This window comes from Micromonospora sp. NPDC051227, assembly GCF_044455385.1.
GTDB lineage: Bacteria > Actinomycetota > Actinomycetes > Mycobacteriales > Micromonosporaceae > Micromonospora.
Map to the genome: position 1 here is coordinate 38,960 of NZ_JBITET010000002.1, position 18,069 is coordinate 57,028.

An 18,069-nucleotide genomic window follows, 5' to 3' on the forward strand; every position below is an offset into this window, starting at 1 on the left:
GCGGACACCCGGGCCGTGCGGTCAGCCGGTGATGGTCGCGGAGCCGAGGACCACGTCGCCGGCCGGGTCCGGTCGGTACGCCACCACTGCCTGACCGGCGGCGACGCCGCGAACCGGTCGGCGCAGCTCGGCGTGCAGCCGGTCACCGTCGAGGGCGACGGTCGCCGGCACCACGTCGCCGTGCGCGCGCAACTGCACCTCGCACTCGACCGGGGCGTCCGGACGGGCGCCGCCGGTCCAGACCGGACGTACGGCGTGCACGTCGGACACGTCCAGGGCCTCGGCCGGGCCGACCGTCACCGTGTTGGTCTTCGGGGTGATGGAGAGTACGTAGCGTGGCCGGCCGTCCGGGGCGGGCCGGTCCAGGTGCAGCCCGCGGCGCTGCCCCACCGTGTACGCGTACGCACCGCTGTGACTGCCGACGACCGCGCCGGTGGACGCGTCCACCACGTCGCCGGGCGCCTCACCGAGCCGGCCGGCCAGGAAGCCGCGGGTGTCCCCGTCGGCGATGAAGCAGATGTCGTGTGAGTCCGGCTTGTCGGCCACGGCCAGGCCACGCTCGGCGGCCTCGGCGCGGACCTGCGCCTTGGTCGAGTCACCGAGCGGGAAGATCGACCGGTCGAGCTGCTCGCGGGTGAGCACGGCGAGCACGTACGACTGGTCCTTGGCCAGGTCGACACTGCGCCGCAGCAGCCCGTCCGCGCCGAGGCGGGCGTGGTGCCCGGTCACCACCGCGTCGAAGCCCAGGGCCACCGCCCGGTCCAGCACCGCCGCGAACTTGATCTTCTCGTTGCAGCGCAGGCAGGGATTCGGCGTACGACCGGCGGCGTATTCGGCGACGAAGTCGTCGACCACGTCCTCGTGGAAGCGGTCAGCCATGTCCCACACGTAGAACGGGATGCCGATCACGTCGGCCGCCCGTCGGGCGTCCCGGGAATCCTCCAGGGTGCAGCAGCCGCGCGCCCCGGTCCGATAGGTCTGTGGGTTGCGGGCGAGCGCCAGGTGCACGCCGGTCACATCGTGCCCGGCAGCCACCGCCCGCGCCGCCGCCACGGCCGAGTCAACCCCACCCGACATCGCCGCCAGAACCCTCACCGACCCACTCCCCTTCCCCGTCCCGCCCGTCCCCACCACAACCCTATCCACCAGCCCCGCAATCCCCCCGAACCCTGGCCCGCCCCGCGCACCCGTCGACGCGATCTTGCAGTTTCTGCGGCGACATATGCCGCACAAGGCGCGAACGGACAACCGAAAGTGCAAGATCGCGGGGGCTGGGCCCGGGTCAGCGGGGGGTGCGGAGGGCGGCGGCTCGGCGGGCTCTGTCGACCGCCGCCGGGAGGGCCGCGATGAGGGCGTCGATGTCGGCCTGGGTGCTGGTGTGGCCCAGGGTGAAGCGAAGCGATGAGCGGGCGCGGTCGTCGTCGGCGCCCATCGCCAGCAGCACGTGCGAGGGCTGGGCCACCCCGGCCGAGCAGGCGGAGCCGGTCGAGCAGGCGATCCCCTGCGCGTCGAGCAGGAGCAGCAGCGCGTCGCCCTCGCAGCCGGGGAAGGAAAAGTGCGCGTTGCCGGGCAGCCGGTCGGTCGGGTCACCGTTGTAGATCACCTCGGGCACCGCCTGGCGGACCCGCTCGATCAGGTCGTCGCGGAGCGCGGCCACCCGGGCCGCGTACTCCTGCTGACCCTTCACGGCCGTCTCCACGGCGACCGCAAAGGCGACGATGCCGGCGGTGTCCAGGGTGCCGGAGCGGATGTCGCGTTCCTGGCCGCCGCCGTGCAGCAGCGGCGTGGCCGGCACGTCCCGGGCGAGCAGCAGCGCGCCCACCCCGGTCGGGCCGCCCAACTTGTGCCCGGTGACGGTCAGCGCGGCGACCCCGCTGGCCCCGAAGTCGACCGGCACCTGACCGACCGCCTGGATGGCGTCGGTGTGGAAGGGCACACCGTGTTCGGCGGCGACGGCGGCCAGCTCGGCCACCGGCTGGACGGTGCCCACCTCGTTGTTCGCCCACATCGCGGTGACCACGGCCACCTGGTCGGCGTGCGCGGCCAACTCGGCGCGCAGGGTCTGCGGGTCGAGCCGACCGACGGCGTCCACCGGGAGCCAACCGACCTCGGCGCCCTCGTGCTGGGCCAGCCAGTCGACCGCGTCCAGCACCGCGTGGTGCTCGACGGCGCTGGAGACCACCCGGCGGCGGTCGGGCCGGGCTGCTCGGCGGGCCCAGAAGATGCCCTTCACCGCGAGGTTGTCGCTCTCCGTGCCACCACCGGTGAAGATCACCTCGGAGGGCCGGGCGCCCAGCACCGCGGCCACCCGTTCGCGTGACTCTTCGACCCGGCGGCGGGCACGACGGCCCGCCGCGTGCAGGGAGGACGCGTTGCCGACCTCGCGGGCGGTGGCGACGTACGCCTCCAGTGCCTCATCGAGCATGGGAGTCGTCGCCGCGTGATCCAGGTAAGCCATCGCCGTTCAGCGTACGGCCGACACCTTGGGGACCGGATGCCGGAGGGGACCGCACGCAAAGGCCGGGGTGGAACTCCACCCCGGCCCGATGCGCGCGGACCCGGTCAGGTGGGCGCCGCGGTGACGACGATGTTGTCGCGGTACTTGCGCGCCTTGGCGTCGAACGGGCCACCACAGGTGATCAGGGTCAGCCGCGGCTTGCCGTCGCGGGCGAAGTACCGGTCCAGCGGAATCTTGGTCTTGGCGTACTCCTCCCGGGCGACGACCCGGTAGCGCCGCGCCTCGCCGTCGCTGCCGGTCGCTGTCAACGTGTCGCCCTGGTCCAGCTCACGCAGCCGGAAGAACGCCCCCTTGCCCTGCTTGGCGCTGTCCACGTGACCGGCGATGACCACCGAGCCGGCCTCCGCCTCCAGGCCGGGGCCGTAGCGGTACCAGCCGATCTGGTCGACGCTCGGCGGCACCTCGAACTCGTTGGTCCGCTCGTTGATCCCGACCGCGTTGACTGTGGCGGTGACGCCGATCTCCGGGATCAGCAGCCGCACCGGCGGGATGATCTTCGGATTGGCGGGCAGTTCACCCGCGGTCACCGACACCGACGGGGCACTGGCGGCGGTCGGTGCGGGGCTGGCCAGCGTGCTCGCCTGCTCGGCCCCCACCGTCCCGGCCGGCTGGTTGGCGCACGCCACCAGAGCGGCGGCGGTGAGCGCGGCAACGCTGGCGGCCAGGGCCGCCAGCGCGCCGCGATTGCGCACCGTCACTTGCGGCCGGTCCGTGCGGTCGCCATCCGCACCCCACCACCAAGCAGCAGGAGTACGCCGGCACCGGTGAGCACGTACCACCAGGTGTTCACGCCCGTGCCGGCCTGGCCGCCGTCACCGCTGGGCACGCCGCCCGGGGCGGAGTGCAGGCCGGTGATGGTCTGGGCCACCACGTCGAGGGTCTTGCCCTCGGCGGAGCCGATCGCGTAGACGATCGTGGCGGTGCCCTCCTTGAGGTTGAGGTCCGCCGGGCCGATGGCCACGGTGTCGGTGCCGGCCAGCACCACGTCCGCCTTCACCTCGCCCGCGTCGACGTCGCCCTTGGCCTCGTTCGGGTTGGTCAGGTCCTCGAAGACCGGGGTGCCACCGGCGCGGACGTCGACCGCCGGGGCCGCGGCGGTGTGCCGGACGATCAGCCGGGCCTTGCCGGCGTCGACCTTCGAGACGTCGTTCACGAACGGAGTGATCTTCGGCTGGCCGGCGGCGTCGAGGTGGGCCGCGATGCTGAGACGGTCCGACAACTGCCCGAGCCGGCGCAGACCCAGCCGGACCCGGACCGCGTGGTGGACCGGTTGGTGATCGCCGACGAGCTGGCTCGTCTCCCGGACGACCAGCGACGGATGCTGGAGCTGGCCTTCTACGACGACCTGACACACCAGCAGATAGCCACCGTGACCGGCGTGCCGTTGGGCACCGTGAAGAGTCACATTCGACGCGGCATGGCGAGTTTGAAGCGCAGATGGGAGGTGGACGGTGCAGCACCTGGACCACGACCGGCTGGTATTTCTGGCGCTCGGTGAGAGCGAGGCGGACAACGGGGAGAGCACCCACCTCGCCACCTGCGCGCTCTGCCGCGCGGAGGTCGCGAGCCTTCAGCAGGTGGCGGGGCTCGGCACCGAGACGCAGGGCCTGGCCGACCTGCCCGACCCGCCGGAGCACGTCTGGCAGGGCATCGAAGCCCAGGTCAGGGCTGCGGAGGCCGGGCCGTTGCTGACCGAGAGCCGTCGACACCGGGTGCCCGAGCAGGCCGACACCACGACGGCCGAGCAGACCTTCGGTGCGGCGGCCGAGTCGACGGTGACCCGACTGGACCCGGCACGGCGATCCCGTCGGGGTCGCGGCTGGTCCGGTTGGGTTGCCACCGCGGTGACCGCGGCCGCCGCCGCAGCGGTCGGCGTGGTGGGCACCGTCTCGGTGCTCCGACCGGACGATCCGACGCCCACCCCGCCGCCGGTGGTGGTGGCGAGTGCACCGCTGGCGGCGTACGGGGCGACCCCGCCGACGGCCAAGGGTGACGCCCGGGTTTTGAAGGACGGCCAACTACATCTGCATGTGGCGAATCTCCCGCGCGTCGCGGGGTACTACGAGGTCTGGCTCATCAATCCGACGACGATGGAGATGTTCTCGGTCGGCACCCTGGGTGGCGGCTCGGACGCGCTGCTACCCCTGCCCCCGAATGTCGACCTCAAGAGCTACTCGGTGGTCGACGTCTCCGCCGAGCAGTACGACAACAACACCCGCCACTCCGGCGACAGCCTGCTGAGGGGCTCCCTGACGGGCTGATCGGCGGGCCGGCTCAGCTCCCCGGCTCGCCGATCAGCTCCCGACACGGCAGTGGCCGCCCGTTCACACGGGCGGCCACTGCCGTATCGCTGGCTTACTTGCGCTTGCGGATCTCCTCGGCGGCCTGCGGGACGATCTTGAACAGGTCGCCCACCACCCCGAAGTCGGCCAGCTCGAAGATCGGCGCCTCGCCGTCCTTGTTGACCGCGACGATGGTCTTCGAGGTCTGCATGCCGGCCCGGTGCTGGATGGCACCGGAGATGCCGAGGGCGACGTAGAGCTGCGGGGAGACCGTCTTACCGGTCTGGCCCACCTGGAACTGGTGTGGGTAGAAGCCGGAGTCGACGGCCGCGCGGGACGCGCCGACGGCGCCGCCGAGCAGGTCGGCCAGCTCCTCGACCAGCTTGAAGTTGTCGGCGTTGCCGACGCCCCGACCGCCGGAGACGACCACGCCGGCCTCGGTCAGCTCCGGGCGGGAGCCCTTCTGCTCGGCGACCCGCTCGACGACAGTAGCCAGCTTGTCGGTGTCGGTGACCGACACGCTGAGCTGCTCGATCGCCGGGGTGGCCGCCGCCGGGGCGGGGGTGACCGAGTTGGGCCGGACGGTGACCAGCGGCAGGCCCTTGGTGACCTTGGACTTGACGATGGTGGAGCCGGCGAAGGCGACCTGCGTCGCGGTGCCGTCGGCGTCCAGGCCGACCACGTCGGTCAGGATGCCGTTGTCGAGCTTGACGGCGAGCCGGGCGGCGATCTCCTTGCCCTCCTGGGCCGACGCCAGCAGCACGGCGGCCGGCTGCACCCGCCTGACCAACTCGGCCAGCACTGTCGCCTTGGGGGCCACCAGGTAGCCGTCGATCTCGTCACCCTCGGCGGCGTAGATCTTCTCCGCGCCGTACTCGCCCAGCTTGCCGCTCAGCGCCTCGGCGGCACCGGCGCCGCCCAGCACCACAGCACTCGGGGTGCCCAGCTCACGCGCGAGGGTGAGCATTTCCAGGGTGACCTTCTTGACGCCGAATTCCTTGGTGGCTTCGACGACGACGAGAACCTCGGACATGTCAGACCCCCCTCTCACACGAACTTCTCGGTGGCGAGGAACTCGACCAGCTTGACGCCGCCCTCGCCCTCATCAGTGATCTTGGCGCCGCCGGAGCGCGGGGGGCGCTTGGTGTGCTCGACGACGGCACTGGTGGCGCCGTCGAAGCCCACCTCGTCGGCAGCGACCCCGAGGTCGGCCAGCGAGAGCGTCTGCACCGGCTTCTTCTTGGCGGCCATGATGCCCTTGAAGGAGGGGTAGCGCGGCTCGTTGATGGTGTCCCAGACGGAGACCACGGCGGGGGTGGCGGCGGTGACCACCTCGTAGCCCTCCTCGGTCTGCCGCTCGACGGTCAGCGTCGCGCCGTCGACGGTGAGCTTGCGGGCACCGGTCAGCGCCGCGACGCCCAGTCGCTCGGCGACCATGTGCGGCATGACCTGGACCCGGCCGTCGGTGGACTCGGCACCGCAGATGACCAGGTCGGCATTGAGCTGACCGAGAGCCGCGGCGAGCACTTTCGAGGTGGCGACGGCGCACGAGCCGTGCAGGGCGTCGTCCAGCACGTGCACGGCCTTGTCCGGACCCATGGAGAGCGCCTTGCGGATCGACTCGGTCGCCCGGTCCGGACCCATGGTCAGGATGGTGACCTCGCCGCCGTGCGCCTCCTTGATCTTCAGCGCCTCCTCGATGGCGTACTCGTCCATCTCGTTGATCACGTTGTTCGCCGAACCGCGGTCGACGGTGTTGTCGTCATTGCGCAGGTTGCGGTCCGCGCCCGAATCAGGCACCTGCTTGACGAGTACGACGATGTTCATCGCGCTTCGACGACCCTCCTGTGTGGTGTTGCGATTCGCTCGCCCGGTCTGGGGCGCAGCGTCGCGCGTCGGTCGACGCCAGGTCAACCGCGGGCGGTTGTGCACTTGCCCACGGCGCAATGTTACCTGCCAGTAGGTTGCGCTCCGGCAGCACACAGAGTGACACAGCTCACCGACGCGCAGCCGGTCAGGCCGGCTCGGCCAGGGCGACCCGGATCTGGTCGATGGCGGTCGCCTCGGCGGGCGCCACCCCGTCGTGCGCCCGGGCCACCTGGTCCGCAGCGGCCAACACCAGTTCGCGGTACGCGTCCACGTCCCGTGGGGACTTCTCGCGCAGGATCCGCACCGCCTGCCCCAGCGCCGGCAGCACCACCGACTCGATCTCCAGCTGCGAGTCCCGGGGAAGTCGCGGCAGCGGGCCGGTGGTCAACGCTTCCTTGACAGTGCCACTGGCGTCGGCCAGCGCGCCGGACGCGGCGATGCTCTCCCGGATCACCCCCAGGACACCGGGGTCGGCGTTGGAGACCAGGAAGACGGCGCCGAAGGCACCGGTCTTGAGGGTCAGCCGCTCCTCGTCCGTCAACCGCTGCTCCATGATCACGGAGTGTAGACGTACGGGGTGGTGGTGGTGACCGCGACGAGGCCGAGTCGCTCCAGGATCGGCCGGCTGTCCTCCGAGGCGTCGACCTGCAACAGCGTCCGACCCCGCTGGTCGGCGAGCCGGGCCCGGTAGGTGACCAGCGCCCGGTAGATGCCCTTGCGACGCCAATGCGGCAGGGTGGACCCACCCCACAGGGTGGCGAAGCCGGTGTTCGCCGGGAAGCGCACCCAGCCGGCGCTCACCACCGTCGCGTCCGCCTCGGCCACCACCACTGTGATCGAGTGCGGGTCGGCGTCGATCTCCTTGGCCAGGCCCCACACCAGGTGCGAGCGGTCCTCCTGCCAGACCTCCTCCTCCATGGCGGCGATCCGCTCCAGGTCCTCCCGGGAGGTCACCTCACGCAGGCGTACCCCCTCGGGGGCGACGGGCAGCGCGGCGGCGAGCGGCGCGACCGGGCCGACCACGACGGTCTCCCGGTCCTCCGGCACGAAACCGGCGGCGCGCAGACGGTCCACCAGGTCCGCCGGTTCGTCGTGCGCGTAGGTCTTCCACTCGACCGACTGGCCGCGCTCGCGGAACAGCTGCACCTGCCGGGCGATCAACTCGTCCAGCGCGTCACCTGTCAACCCGCCCAGGTCGCGGTAGGTGAGGAACCCTCCGGAGTCGAGCCCCGTGATCCGGACCAGCGGCCCGTCCCGCTCCACGGTCACCCCGGCCGGAACCGGGTCGGGGATGTCCGGGCGGAGTTGGTTGTCGTACGCGGTGCGCAGCGTCGTTACGTCGAGATCAGTCACCGACCAAGGCTAAGCGGGAGGTAAAGCGGATAATCTCCCGTTGTGTGGAAGGCGATCAGGCGGTGGTTCGACCCGGCGGAGCTGGGCTCGGTCGGTGAAACACCGGACTACCGCTTCTCCCTGGCCAACGAACGGACCTTCCTCGCCTGGCTGCGCACCGGGTTGGCGCTGGTCGGAGGCGGGTTGGCCGCCGCGCAGTTCCTGCCACCTTTGCCGATGAGCCACCTGCGGGAGGTGATCGCGGTGGCGTTGCTGCTGCTCGGCGCGGCGGTCGCGATCCGTGCTGTGGACCACTGGGCGCGTACCGAGCGGGCCATCCGGCTCGGTCAGGAGCTGCCCGCGTCCCGGTTCCCCGCCATCCTGGCGCTCGCCGTCGGCGTCGGCGCGTTGCTGCTGGTGGCCGCCGTCCTGATGCGGGCGGTCGGCGGGCGGTGAGCACCGGACGCGACCCGGGGCTGCAACCGGAGCGGACCCGGCTGGCCTGGCGGCGCACCCTGCTCACGGTGACCGTGGTGACAGTGCTCGCCGTCCGGCTGGCGTCGACGGGCGACCCGACCGGTGCGCTGATCGCCGGCGGCACCGTTCTGGTGTGGGGCGCCCTGCTGGTGCTCTGCTGGCCCCGGGGTACGGGCACCGGTCCGGCCCGCACCGGCGGCCGGACACTGCCCCTGGTCACGGTGGGCACTGTGGTGCTGGCGTTACTGGGAGTGCTGCTGGTGCTGCGCGGACTGTGGTGACGCGATCCCGTGCGTCATCATGGGTGCATGGCCCGGCTTGGCGTACTCCTCTTCCTGGTGCAGATTGTCCTCGCCGTCTGCGCGCTGATCAGCTGCCTCTCCGCCGAGGAGGGCAAGATCCGTGCCCTTCCCCGGATCGCCTGGGTGCTGATCATCTTGTTCTTCCCGCTGGTCGGCTCGATCGCCTGGTTCATCGTCGGCCGGGAGCCCACCCCCGGCAGCCGCAAGGGCTGGCCGGGCGGCACCGGCGGTGGCGAGCGGCAGCGCCCTCGGCCGGTGGCCCCCGACGACGACCCGGAGTTCCTGCGCTCCGTCGAGGAGCGCGCCCAGCAGCAGGACCAGGAGCTCTTCCAACGCTGGGAGGAAGACCTGCGGCGACGCGAGGACGACCTGCGCCGCCGCGACGGTGAGCCGCCGCGCGAGGGTGACCGACCGGAGGTGTGAACGCGCCGCCGCCGGCGCGGGTGCGACGGCGGCGGCGGGTGCGACTCAGGCCAGGTTCGACGACCGGGGGTACGCGTCGGTCGGGTCGGTGAGCACGTTCACCAGGTACGGCACTCCGGAGTCGAACGCCCGCTGGAGCGCCGGGCCCAGGTCGGCCGCCTTGGCGACCGTCTCCCCCGCCCCGCCGAGCGCGCTGACCACTGTGTCGTACCGCAGCTCCGGCTGGAGGTCGGCGGCCACGTCGTAGCCGTACATGGCCCGCATCGGGTGCTTCTCCAGCCCCCAGATGCCGTTGTTTCCGACGACGATCACCACCGGCAGCTTCTGACGGACCAGCGACTCGACGTCCATCAGCGAGAAGCCGGCCGCGCCGTCGCCCATCAGCACGCAGATCTGCCGGTCCGGGTGACTGACCCTGGCCCCCATCGCGTAACCCATGCCGGTGCCCAGGCAGCCGTACGGGCCCGGGTCCAGCCACGTGCCGGGCTGGGCCGGCTCCAGGTACCGCCCGGCGTACGACACGAAGTCGCCGCCGTCGCCGATGGTGATCGCGTCCGGGGCGAGCGCCCGACGCAGCTCGCCGTAGATCCGGGCCGGGCGGATCGGATCGGTCTCGGCGGCCATCTCCGCGGCGTCCCGAGCCTTCGCCGCGTCCTCGGCGACGCGCAGGTCGGCGATCCAGTCGGAGTGGTCGGCCCGGTCGCCGGAGTGGTCGGCCAGCGCGGACAGGATCAGGCGCAGGTCACCGGCGGGGGCGACGGCCGGCTGCACGTGCGTCGCCCGCTGGCTTGGCGCGTCGACGATGTGCACCACCTTGGCGTCACCGAAGTCACCGAAGCTGAGCCGGAAGTCCAGCGGGGTGCCCACCACCACGACCACGTCGGCGCCGGAGAGCGCGGCCCGGCGGGCCTTCGCGAACGCCAGCGGGTGCTCCGGCGGGAGCGAGCCGCGACCCATGCCGTTGGTGAAGACCGGCACCTGCAACGCCTCGGCCGCCTCACGCAGCGCGGCGACCGCGTCGCCCGCGTACACGTCGGAGCCGGCGATGATGACCGGCCGCTGCGCCCCGGCGATGAGCATCGCCGCGCGGCCGACCTCCTCCGGATCCGGGGCGATCGGGTCGACACCCGTCACGGTCGGCAGCTCGACCTCGGCGACCGAGAAGACCGTCTCCAGCGGAAAGTCGAGGAAGGCCGGGCCGCGGTGCGGGGTGAGCGCGGCGTTCAGCGCCGCACCCACCGCACGCGGAATGTCGTCGGTGCTGAACACCGTCTCGGCGTGCTTGGTGACCGGACTGACCAGCGGCAGGTGGTCCATCTCCTGGAGGCTGCCCGAGCCCCAGCGGAACGCGGGCGCGCGGCCACCGAGCACCAGCACCGGCGAGGCGTTGAAGAACGCGCTGGTCATGCCGGAGATGCCGTTGGTGACACCGGGCCCGGCGGTGAGCACGGCGAGGCCGGGGCGACGCTGGAGCTTGGCCACCGCCTCGGCGGCGAAGACCGCGGACTGCTCGTGCCGGACGTCGTAGATCGGGAAGTCGGTCTTGTACGCGGCGTCGTAGAGCGGGAAGACGTGCCCTCCGGACAGCGTGAACATCTCCCGTACGCCGTGCGCGCGTAGTGCCGCGAGCGCCAACTCGCCGCCGTGACCCTCGATCCGCTCCGTCATGTCGCTCCCATCGTCCGTGGCCGGGATCACAGGTTACCGGCCAGTCACATGGCTCTGCGACCGTGGCCCCGGCCACCGGACGTTGCCAAGGTCAGGGCGCCGTCGGGGCGGCCGGCGACGGATCAGCGGCCGGTGAAGCCCGGCTTGCGCTTCTCGACGAAGGCCGCCATGCCCTCGCGCCGGTCGTCGGTGGCGAACAGCGCCGCGAACAGCTGGCTCTCCCAGGCCAGGCCGGAGTTCAGGTCCATGTCCAGGCCACCGTCGACAGCCAGCTTCGCCGCGCGCAGCGCCTGCACCGGCCCGGTCAGGTACGGAGTGATCAGCGCGACGGCCGTGTCGTACACCTCGGCGGCCGGGACGACCCGGTCGGCCAGGCCGATGCGCAGCGCTTCATGGGCGTCCACCATCCGCCCCGACATGATCAGGTCCTTGGCGCGGGCCGGACCGACCAGGCGGGCCAGCCGCTGGGTGCCGCCCGCACCCGGGATGATGCCCAGCTTGATCTCCGGCTGGCCGAGCTTGGCGTCCTCGGCGACCACCCGCCAGTCACAGGCCAACGCCAGCTCACAGCCGCCACCGAGGGCGTACCCGGTGATCGCGGCGACCACCGGCTTGGGGATCCGGGCGATCGCGCCGAGCGCGCTGGACAGGTTCGCCGCCCGGTCAGCCATGTCCACGTAGGACATCTCGGCCATCTGCTTGATGTCGGCGCCGGCGGCGAAGACCTTCTCCCCGCCGTACACGATGACGGCGCGGACCTCGGGATCGGCGGTGGCCGCCGTGGCGGCGGCGCGCAACTCCTCCTGCACCTGGGTGTTGAGCGCGTTCATCGGCGGCCGCTCCAGCCGGATCGTGCCGATGCCGTCAGTGGTCTCCAGCCGAACGAACTCGCCCACGCTGCCCTCACTTCCTCGTCGAAGTCGCGTGCCAACCTTACGACCCGGCTCGTTTGGGTAAGTAGTGTGGTGTCAGCCCCGTGGGCGGGAGTCCAGCCATGATCACGTATTACGACGACAGGTCGGTGCAGGTCACCTCCACCACCGTCAGTGTCGACGGTCGCAGCTACAAGCTGGCCGACATCACCATGATCTGGCACCGCCGGGGCACCCGTTCCTGGCGCGTGCTGGTGGGACGGGGTGCGATCGGAGCCGCGCTCGCCGGCCCGCTGGTCGCGGCGGTGCTCGGCATCGGCGTGGCCGTCTGGCTGCACCGCTCGCCCACCGTGACGATCGCGATCGTCGGCGCGTCGGTGCTGGTCGGGTTGGCCGTCGGACCGGTCGCCGACTTCCTCTTCGAACACCTGGACCGCTCGTACGCCCGGGGCAGCCGCCAACTGGAAATCTGGGCCCGTTGGCGGGGTCAGCCGGTGCGTCTGCTGCGCACCGGTGACGCGCTGCGCTTCGGGCAGATCTACCGGGCGGTGCAGCGCGCGGTCGAGCACAGCCAACCGGCCCGCCCCGCCAGCCGTCGTTAGCGGCCCACGCGCAGAGCCGGATCGGCTCGTCCGGCCGTGCCCGCACCGGAGGCGAGGGTTGCCTGCCGGTGGTTAGGCTTAGTGATGACCCTCTATTACCGGGACGACGCGGTGCAGGTGACCTCCGAGTCGATCCGGGCGGGCGGTCATGTGATCGCCCTGTCCGACGTGACGTTCGTCTGGCACGACCGGGGGCAGAAAACTCTCGCCGTCCGCGGCCGTGTGCTGGGGCGCGGCGTCCTGGTGCTGCTGCTCTCGCTGCCGCCGTTGGTCGCCGTGGTCTGCGTGCTGTCACTGGCGTGGTCGGCTCAGGACCGGGGCAACTGGCAGCTCGCGCTGATCATTCTGGCCGCCTGCGCGGTGGGGGCGTTGGCCCTGGCGCCGTTCCTGGAGATCCCCCTCGGCTGGCTGGACCGCTCCTACGAGCGTGGCAGCCACGTGCACGAGCTGTGGGTGCAGCACCACGGCCGGGAGGACCTGCTGGTGCGCACCCCCGACGCGCTACGGTTCGGGCAGATCTACCGGGCCGTTCAGCGCGCCGTCGAACAGCAGGGGGACCATTGATGACCACCCGCCGCGGCGAGGCCGTCGCCCTGGCCGGCCTGCTCGCCGCGGCCGGCGTCACCCATCTGGTACGCCCCGGCCTCTACGACCCGATCGTGCCGCGCGGGTTGCCCGGCCCGGCCCGGTTCTGGACGTACGCCAGCGGCATCGCCGAACTGGCAGTGGCGGCGGCGGTGGCGCACCCGGCCACCCGACGGGCCGGCGGTCGGGCCGCCGCCGGCCTCTTCGTCGCCGTCCTGCCGGCGAACGTGAAGATGGCGGTGGACTGGCGGCACCGACGCCCGACGAAGCGGGCCATCGCGTACGGCCGGGTGCCGTTGCAGGCGCCGCTGATCTGGTGGGCGCTGCGGGTGGCCCGCGCCGACACCGCGGGCCGGCGCTCACGCTGACCGGCTCCGTCGGGCGGTTATGGCACGGCCGACGCACACTTGACCCCATGGCGATTCCCCTCCCAACCCCGGCCGCCGTGGTCGGCCTGACCCGCTCCGCTCTCGACCAGGCGCTCGGCTCGGCCACCTCGATGGCCGCCGTGCCCGCCCGCGCGTTCGCGGTGCTGGACGGGGTGGAGGCGCTGCTGGCCCGGATCAACGGCGTGGTCGACCGGATCGAGACGACACTGGACCGGACAGACCAGGTGCTCACTGACGCCGAGGCCGCGGTTCGCGAGGTGGCAGTCATCAGCGCCTCCGCGACCACCGCCATCGACACGGCCACCGAGGTGGCCACCGCCGCCGCAGTGGTGGTCGCCGAGGCCGACCGGGTCTCCCGGGCGGCGAGCACGGTGGTGGCCGAGGCCGACCGGGTGGCGGGCCGCGCCGCCGCCACAGTGGGCAGCGCGGCGGAGGCCGCCGCCACGGCGGCCGAGCTGCTGGCCGCGTACGAGCCGGCGCTGCGCCGGGCCGCGCCGATGGCCGGGCGGTTCGTCGAGGAGTTGAGTCACGAGGAGATCAGCGCGGCGATCCACCTCATCGACGAGTTGCCCAAGCTCAAGGAACACCTGACGGCGGACATCCTGCCGATCCTGGCCACGCTGGACCGGGTCGGCCCCGACCTGCACGACCTGCTGGACGTGACCCGCGACCTCAAGCTCGCCGTGGCCGGCATCCCCGGGCTGGGCATGCTGCGCCGACGCGGCGAGAAGCTCACCGACGAGCCCGTCGGCTGACGGCCGGCCCGCCCGGGCCAGTCGGCCGGTGTGCGGCGGGTGCGGTCAGGCCGGTACGTACAGCTCGTCGATCTCGGCGCGTTGCGGTAGCGCCACCGACGCGCCGAGCTTGCGGACGCAGGCGGCGCCGGCCGCCGACGCCCAGCGCACCGCGTCGACCAGGTCGCGCCCTTCGCCCCAGCCGACGGCCAGCGCGGCGGTGAACGCGTCACCGGCGGCGGTGGAGTCGACCACGTCGACCCGTACCGCCGGCACGTGCACCTCGGTGCCGTCCCGGTCGACGTACCAGGCGCCCTCACCGCCGAGAGTGAGCACGGCCCGGGGGGTCAGGTCGAGCAGCGCGCGCGGCTCCTCCCGACCCCGGCCGGCGAGCGCCTGCGCTTCACCCTCGTTGACGACCAGCAGGTCCACGGCGGCGAGCAGCTCGGGTGGGAGGTCCCGTGCCGGGGCGGCGTTCAGGATGACCCTCGTGCCGGCCTCGCGGGCGGCCACCGCGGCGGCCGTCACCGTCTGCACCGGGATCTCCAGTTGGGCGACGAGGACGTCTGCCTCGCGCACAGTGGCCAACTCCTCCTCGGTGAGGCCGACCAGGGCGTCGTTCGCGCCGGGGGTGACCACGATGGCGTTCTCCCCCTGGGCGTTGACCATCACCAGCGCCACCCCGGAGGCGCCGTAGACCACGCGAAGCTGACTGGTGTCCACGCCGGCCGCGGTGATGCGGGCCTTGAGGGTGACGCCGAAGGCGTCCGAGCCGATCGCGCCGAGGAAGGCGCAGGAGGCGCCGGCCCGGACCGCGGCCACGGCCTGGTTGGCGCCCTTGCCGCCGGGCACCATCACGAAGTCGGTGCCGAGCATGGTCTCGCCCTGTCGAGGCAGCGCGGGTGCAATCGCGACCAGGTCCATGTTGGCGCTGCCCACCACGGCAACCCGGGTCTGCGGCACGGCCGTCTCCGCCTGTCCGGCGCTCAGGCGGCGCGAGCCGTGAAGCGGTCGCCCGACCGCTCGACCACAAGTGGCAGCCCGAAGGTCTTGGAGAGGTTGTCACCGGTCAGCGTCTCGGCGAGCAGGCCCTGGGCGACCACCCCACCCTCGCGCAGCAGCATCGCGTGGGTGAACCCGGGCGGGATCTCCTCGACGTGGTGGGTGACCAGCACCATCGCCGGGGCATCGGGGTCGTACGCCAGCTCGGCCAGTCGGGCGACCAGGTCTTCCCGACCACCCAGGTCGAGCCCGGCGGCGGGCTCGTCGAGCAGCAGCAGCTCCGGGTCGGTCATCAGGGCCCGGGCGATCTGCACCCGCTTGCGCTCACCCTCGGAGAGGGTGCCGTAGCGGCGTTCGGCGAGGCCACCGACGCCGAGTTGACTCAGCAGTGCCCGCGCCCGCACCTCGTCGCCGCGGTCGTAGTTCTCCCGCCAGCGGCCGACCACCGACCAGGCGGCGGTCACCACCACGTCGCTGACCCGCTCGTCGGCGGGCAGCCGCTCGGCGATCGCGGCGGTGGTGAGCCCGATCCGGGTACGCAGCTCGTTGACGTCGGTGCGGCCGATTCGCTCGCCGAGCACGTGCGCGACACCAGTGGTGGGGTGCAGCCGACCGGCGGCGAGGTTGAGCAGTGTGGTTTTGCCGGCACCGTTGGAGCCGAGCACGACCCACCGCTCGTCCAGTTCGACGCGCCAGGTCAGGTCCTGTAGGAGGGCGGTGCCAGAGCGGCGTACGCCGACGCCGTCGAGGCTGACCACCAGATCCGGGTCCACGAGAGCGGCGGCAGGCGCGGCGCCGGCAGCGCCGGGGATCAGGTCACCAGTCACCACACCATCCAACCACGCAACGCCGGGGTGCCCCCCACGGGCGGCACCTCAGCCATAGGGTGAAGCGCCGTGTCATTGATCACCAAGCCCGAAGGACGGCCCATGCCCCGTCGACGTACCGAGCCGCGCGGATGAGCGCGGTCATCGAGATCGAGGGTCTGCGCAAGACCTTCAGCAGCCTGCGCAGCGGGCGACGGGTGGCGGTGGACGGGTTCGACCTGCTGGTCGAGGCGGGCCAGGTCCACGGCTTCCTGGGCCCCAACGGCTCGGGCAAGACCACCACCCTGCGGGCCCTGCTCGGGCTGGTACGCGCCGACAGCGGCCGGATGACAGTGCTCGGCGAACCGTCGCCGGAGCTGCTGCCCCGGGTGGCGGGCCAGGTCGGCGCCATCGTGGAGAGCCCGCAGTTCTTCGGCAACTTCACCGGTCACCGCACGCTGCGGCTGTTGGCCCGCGCCGGTGGGGTGCCGGTCTCGCGGGTCGACGAGGTGCTGGATCTGGTGGGCCTGTACGACCGCGGCGATGATCGGGTGAAGAGCTACTCGCTGGGCATGAAGCAGCGCCTCGCGGTGGCGTCCGCGTTGCTGAAGGACCCGCGGTTGCTCATCCTGGACGAGCCGGCGAACGGGCTGGACCCGGCGGGCATCCGGGAGATGCGGGACCTGGTGCGGTCTCTGGCGGCCAGCGGTGTGACGGTGCTGGTGTCCAGTCACATCCTGGGCGAGATCCAGCTGATCTGCGACCACGTCACGATCATCTCCCGGGGACGTCGGGTGGCGACCGGTCGGGTGGACGAGGTGCTGGCGGGTTACGACCGGCATGAGTTCCTGGTGCGGGTGGCCGAGCCGGAGCGGGCCGTCGAGTTGCTGCACGCGGCCGACCTGACGGCGGTCGTGGACGGCGGAGCGTTGGTGGTGAGCGGGACGAGTGACCCGACGGTGGTCAGCCGGGTGCTCGGTGAGCAGGGTCTGTGGGTGGGCGAGCTGACGCCGCTGCGGCCGGATCTGGAGAGCGTCTTCCTGGAGCTGACCGGCGCGTACGAGCATCCGTCGGTGCCCCGGCAGGTCGACGACTCGTCGCTGCCGCACGGTCAGGCTGGGATCGATCTCGATCGGGGAGTGGAAGCGTGAACCTGGTGCGTGCCGAGTTGGAGCGGCTGTCCGCGCGTCGCTTCGTGCAGCTCATGGTCGTCCTGTTGGTGTTGGCGTTCGCCGTCACGGCGGCGACCACGCTGACCGGTTCCCACAAGCCGACCGCCAGTGAACTGAACTCGGCGCGGCAGCAGGCCGTCGACGCGCGACGGAGTATGGAGACCACGCACCAGGAGTGCCTGGCCCGCCTGCAGGAAAGGTCGCCGACCGACACGAGCGAGTATTTCGCCGACTGCGCGGACCTCGACCCGATCCGGCAGGACCGGCTGCCGATCGCCGCCGACTTCCTGCCGGGGGTGTTCAGCTTCGCTGAGCAGGCCGAGTCGTTGCTCCATTTCCTGATCGCGTTCCTGGTGTTGTTCGGGTTCCTGGTCGGCGCCTCCTACATCGGCGCGGATCTGAACTCGGGCGGTGTGGTGAATCTGTTGCTCTGGCGACCGCGCCGGTTGACGGTGCTCGCGGCCAAGTTGGGCACCCTGCTGGGCTCGGTGCTGGTGCTGTCCCTGCTGGCGTCGGTGGCCTACCTCGCCACGTTCTGGATGATCGGGCAGAGCGCCGGGTTGCCGGGCCGGTTGGACAACGGCTTCTGGCGTTCGCTCGGTGCGGTGCACGGCCGGGGCCTGGTGTTGGTGCTGCTGGCCTCGGCCGTGGGCTTCGCGATCGCCACGCTGGGTCGGCACACCTCTGCGGCGCTGGGGGCGGTGGCGGCGTACGCGGTGGTGTGGGAGTTGGGCGGCCGTCTGGTGTTGGAGATCATCGACGTCCGACGGTCGGACCAACTGATGCTGTCCAGCTACATCGGGGCGTGGCTCAGCGGCGAATCACGGTTCTTCGACCCGCAGCTCTGTGCCGGCACGGCGGGCACCGGCTACTGCTCGGGCCTCTACAGCCTGACCTGGGCGCCGGCGCTGCTGGTGCTGGTCGGGTTGACCGGCGGGCTGACCGTGGTGGCGTTCGCCGTGTTCCGCCGCCGCGACCTGATCTGAGGCTGCACCGGGCCGCCCGTCGCGGGATGGGCGGCCCGACGGACCGGGGC

21 protein-coding genes and 2 pseudogenes are annotated in these 18,069 nt (G+C 72.1%); 11 read left to right on the forward strand and 12 right to left on the reverse strand.

The annotated features are described in order from the left end of the window. Window positions 1-21: 21 nt before the first annotated feature. From mnmA to ACIA47_RS04320, 4 genes and pseudogenes are all read right to left on the reverse strand, one after another. A complete protein-coding gene (mnmA, locus tag ACIA47_RS04305; protein WP_181545405.1) occupies window positions 22-1,095 on the reverse strand; it encodes a tRNA 2-thiouridine(34) synthase MnmA in 1,074 nt (357 codons plus the stop codon). Between the two features lie 187 nt (window positions 1,096-1,282). Beyond that, complete coding sequence (locus ACIA47_RS04310; protein ID WP_396705415.1) at window positions 1,283-2,458, reverse strand: cysteine desulfurase family protein; 1,176 nt, start codon at window positions 2,456-2,458, stop codon at window positions 1,283-1,285. A 104-nt stretch (window positions 2,459-2,562) separates the two neighbouring features. Then, on the reverse strand, window positions 2,563-3,216 hold the full coding sequence (locus ACIA47_RS04315) for a class F sortase (RefSeq protein ID WP_396705417.1): 654 nt from the start codon (window positions 3,214-3,216) through the stop codon (window positions 2,563-2,565). Beyond that, window positions 3,213-3,725: pseudogene (locus ACIA47_RS04320) on the reverse strand (hypothetical protein); the annotation flags it as partial. The gene ACIA47_RS04315 and the pseudogene ACIA47_RS04320, both read right to left, overlap by 4 nt. Between ACIA47_RS04320 and ACIA47_RS04325 the strand changes: the two are divergent. Further along, window positions 3,639-4,016: pseudogene (locus ACIA47_RS04325) on the forward strand (RNA polymerase sigma factor); the annotation flags it as partial. The pseudogenes ACIA47_RS04320 and ACIA47_RS04325 sit on opposite strands and share 87 nt — an antisense overlap. Further along, complete coding sequence (locus ACIA47_RS04330; RefSeq protein WP_396705419.1) at window positions 3,970-4,779, forward strand: anti-sigma factor domain-containing protein; 810 nt, start codon at window positions 3,970-3,972, stop codon at window positions 4,777-4,779. The pseudogene ACIA47_RS04325 and the gene ACIA47_RS04330, both read left to right, overlap by 47 nt. Before the next feature lie 94 nt (window positions 4,780-4,873). Here ACIA47_RS04330 and ACIA47_RS04335 read toward each other — a convergent pair whose 3' ends face one another. The 4 genes from ACIA47_RS04335 to ACIA47_RS04350 form a co-directional block, all read right to left on the reverse strand. Continuing rightward, window positions 4,874-5,833, reverse strand: a complete 960-nt coding sequence (locus ACIA47_RS04335) for an electron transfer flavoprotein subunit alpha/FixB family protein (RefSeq protein ID WP_396705421.1) — start codon at window positions 5,831-5,833, stop codon at window positions 4,874-4,876. A 14-nt stretch (window positions 5,834-5,847) separates the two neighbouring features. Then, entirely contained in the window at window positions 5,848-6,627 is a 780-nt protein-coding gene (locus tag ACIA47_RS04340; RefSeq protein ID WP_396705423.1) for an electron transfer flavoprotein subunit beta/FixA family protein, read from the reverse strand. A gap of 187 nt (window positions 6,628-6,814) precedes the next feature. Beyond that, window positions 6,815-7,228 (reverse strand): hypothetical protein, encoded by a 414-nt coding sequence (locus ACIA47_RS04345; protein ID WP_203125638.1) that lies wholly within the window; start codon window positions 7,226-7,228, stop codon window positions 6,815-6,817. Beyond that, window positions 7,225-8,022, reverse strand: a complete 798-nt coding sequence (locus ACIA47_RS04350; protein WP_396705426.1) for a GNAT family N-acetyltransferase — start codon at window positions 8,020-8,022, stop codon at window positions 7,225-7,227. Before ACIA47_RS04350 ends, ACIA47_RS04345 begins: the two co-directional genes overlap by 4 nt. A 42-nt stretch (window positions 8,023-8,064) precedes the next feature. Here ACIA47_RS04350 and ACIA47_RS04355 point away from each other — a divergent pair, with 42 nt between their 5' ends. The 3 genes from ACIA47_RS04355 to ACIA47_RS04365 are packed head-to-tail and all read left to right on the forward strand — an operon-like array spanning window position 8,065 to window position 9,203. Then, window positions 8,065-8,457: a DUF202 domain-containing protein gene (locus tag ACIA47_RS04355; RefSeq protein ID WP_203125648.1), complete on the forward strand. Its 393-nt coding sequence runs from the start codon at window positions 8,065-8,067 to the stop codon at window positions 8,455-8,457. Continuing rightward, on the forward strand, window positions 8,454-8,759 hold the full coding sequence (locus ACIA47_RS04360; protein WP_203125650.1) for a DUF202 domain-containing protein: 306 nt from the start codon (window positions 8,454-8,456) through the stop codon (window positions 8,757-8,759). Before ACIA47_RS04355 ends, ACIA47_RS04360 begins: the two co-directional genes overlap by 4 nt. 27 nt (window positions 8,760-8,786) lie before the next feature. Continuing rightward, complete coding sequence (locus ACIA47_RS04365) at window positions 8,787-9,203, forward strand: PLD nuclease N-terminal domain-containing protein (RefSeq protein WP_396705429.1); 417 nt, start codon at window positions 8,787-8,789, stop codon at window positions 9,201-9,203. A 45-nt stretch (window positions 9,204-9,248) separates the two neighbouring features. Here ACIA47_RS04365 and ACIA47_RS04370 read toward each other — a convergent pair whose 3' ends face one another. Both ACIA47_RS04370 and ACIA47_RS04375 read right to left on the reverse strand, forming a co-directional pair. Beyond that, on the reverse strand, window positions 9,249-10,871 hold the full coding sequence (locus tag ACIA47_RS04370) for an acetolactate synthase (protein WP_396705431.1): 1,623 nt from the start codon (window positions 10,869-10,871) through the stop codon (window positions 9,249-9,251). Between the two features lie 122 nt (window positions 10,872-10,993). After that, window positions 10,994-11,767: an enoyl-CoA hydratase/isomerase family protein gene (locus tag ACIA47_RS04375; RefSeq protein ID WP_396705433.1), complete on the reverse strand. Its 774-nt coding sequence runs from the start codon at window positions 11,765-11,767 to the stop codon at window positions 10,994-10,996. Window positions 11,768-11,865: 98 nt separating this feature from the next. Here ACIA47_RS04375 and ACIA47_RS04380 point away from each other — a divergent pair, with 98 nt between their 5' ends. The 4 genes from ACIA47_RS04380 to ACIA47_RS04395 all read left to right on the forward strand — a co-directional run bounded on the left by ACIA47_RS04380 (window position 11,866) and on the right by ACIA47_RS04395 (window position 14,074). Further along, window positions 11,866-12,345 carry a DUF6232 family protein gene (locus ACIA47_RS04380; protein WP_396705435.1) on the forward strand — a complete coding sequence of 160 codons (480 nt, stop codon included), beginning with the start codon at window positions 11,866-11,868 and terminating at the stop codon, window positions 12,343-12,345. 84 nt (window positions 12,346-12,429) lie between these two features. Beyond that, window positions 12,430-12,909 (forward strand): DUF6232 family protein, encoded by a 480-nt coding sequence (locus tag ACIA47_RS04385; RefSeq protein WP_396705437.1) that lies wholly within the window; start codon window positions 12,430-12,432, stop codon window positions 12,907-12,909. Continuing rightward, window positions 12,909-13,298 (forward strand): hypothetical protein, encoded by a 390-nt coding sequence (locus ACIA47_RS04390; RefSeq protein ID WP_396705439.1) that lies wholly within the window; start codon window positions 12,909-12,911, stop codon window positions 13,296-13,298. Before ACIA47_RS04385 ends, ACIA47_RS04390 begins: the two co-directional genes overlap by 1 nt. A 47-nt stretch (window positions 13,299-13,345) precedes the next feature. Continuing rightward, window positions 13,346-14,074: a hypothetical protein gene (locus ACIA47_RS04395; protein ID WP_396705441.1), complete on the forward strand. Its 729-nt coding sequence runs from the start codon at window positions 13,346-13,348 to the stop codon at window positions 14,072-14,074. 45 nt (window positions 14,075-14,119) lie between these two features. Here the strand turns inward: ACIA47_RS04395 and ACIA47_RS04400 are convergent, their stop codons facing one another. Together ACIA47_RS04400 and ACIA47_RS04405 are read right to left on the reverse strand one after the other, a co-directional pair. Beyond that, window positions 14,120-15,016 (reverse strand): ribokinase, encoded by an 897-nt coding sequence (locus tag ACIA47_RS04400; protein ID WP_396705443.1) that lies wholly within the window; start codon window positions 15,014-15,016, stop codon window positions 14,120-14,122. A gap of 23 nt (window positions 15,017-15,039) precedes the next feature. Beyond that, entirely contained in the window at window positions 15,040-15,882 is an 843-nt protein-coding gene (locus ACIA47_RS04405; RefSeq protein WP_396705445.1) for an ABC transporter ATP-binding protein, read from the reverse strand. Window positions 15,883-16,013: 131 nt separating this feature from the next. Between ACIA47_RS04405 and ACIA47_RS04410 the strand changes: the two genes are divergently transcribed. Beyond that, window positions 16,014-17,012, forward strand: a complete 999-nt coding sequence (locus ACIA47_RS04410) for an ABC transporter ATP-binding protein (RefSeq protein ID WP_396705447.1) — start codon at window positions 16,014-16,016, stop codon at window positions 17,010-17,012. Next, a complete protein-coding gene (locus ACIA47_RS04415; RefSeq protein WP_396705449.1) occupies window positions 17,009-18,019 on the forward strand; it encodes an ABC transporter permease subunit in 1,011 nt (336 codons plus the stop codon). Before ACIA47_RS04410 ends, ACIA47_RS04415 begins: the two co-directional genes overlap by 4 nt. Window positions 18,020-18,069 lie beyond the last annotated feature (50 nt).